The sequence below is a fragment of the Phyllobacterium sp. genome (assembly GCF_037994425.1).
Classification (GTDB): Bacteria; Pseudomonadota; Alphaproteobacteria; order Rhizobiales; family Rhizobiaceae; genus Phyllobacterium.
The window spans coordinates 1-1,104 of sequence record NZ_JBBNAM010000371.1; the positions used below are offsets into that span (position 1 = coordinate 1).

At 57.8% G+C, this 1,104-nt stretch carries 1 protein-coding gene and 1 pseudogene; both read left to right on the plus strand.

The genetic code is table 11. The features are described 5' to 3' along the window. Nucleotides 1–906: FAD-dependent oxidoreductase (locus AAAB35_RS24955; RefSeq protein WP_340670998.1), on the plus strand; the 906-nt coding region annotated here is incomplete at its 5' end. After that, nucleotides 903–1,104: pseudogene (locus AAAB35_RS24960) on the plus strand (gamma-glutamylcyclotransferase); the annotation flags it as partial. The gene AAAB35_RS24955 and the pseudogene AAAB35_RS24960, both read left to right, overlap by 4 nt.

Sequence of the window (1,104 nt, forward strand, 5' to 3'; positions counted from 1 at the left end):
GCGTTTCATCTTGAGGAATTGCCCAAGGCGATCGTCATCGAAGGCGGCGGCTATATCGCCGTGGAGTTTGCCAACATTTTCCACGGTCTTGGCGTCGACACGACGCTCGTCTACCGCGGCAAGGAAATTCTCTCGCGCTTCGACCATGATCTACGGCAATTGCTGCATGCGTCGATGACCGAAAAAGGCATCCGCATTCGTTGTGTAGAGATGGTCAAGGAAGTCAAGCGTGGCGACAACGGCCGCCTTATGGCGCATCTCGGCTCCGGTGAAAGCATTGAAGCCGATCAGATCATGCTCGCCATTGGACGGGTCCCGAATACGAAGTCGCTCGGCCTTGAGGCAGCCGGCGTCGAGGTTGACGAACTTGGGGCGATCAAAGTCGATGCCTACTCTCGCACATCGAAATCCAACATTTGGGCCGTTGGAGATGTGACCAACCGGGTGCAACTGACGCCAGTCGCCATTCACGAGGCCATGTGTTTCCTCGAAACCGCGTTCAAGGACAATCCGACCAAGCCTGACCACAAGCAGATTGCTACCGCGGTTTTCTCGCAGCCCGAAATTGGCACTGTCGGCCTGTGCGAAGCGGATGCCGCCAAGGAGTACAGGGAACTGGAAGTCTATCGCGCTCTGTTCCGCCCGATGCGCAACACGCTATCCGGCGCCAAGGACAAGATGCTGACGAAGTTGATCGTCGACGCAGCGACGCGCCAGGTCATTGGTGCTCACATTCTCGGGCCGGATGCGGGTGAAATGGCGCAGCTCCTCGCGATACCAATCAAGGCCGGCTGCACCAAGGATGACTTCGACCGAACCATGGCAGTGCATCCGACGGCTTCCGAAGAACTGGTGACGATGTACAAACCAAGCTACCGAATTGTGAACGGGAACCGCGTCGATTGACGGATAGGGTCGCGGCATTGGCAAAAAGCGGACGGCTCGTTGCCTATTTCGGCTACGGGTCACTGGTTAACCGCCAGACCTTGCGAACGGAAATTGTCGATGCCGTGCCAGCGCGACTACATGGGTGGCGCAGGCTTTGGCGACCACGCCCCGACATGCCTGGTTTTCCTGCGGCGCTTCTTTCTATAAGGCGTGAGG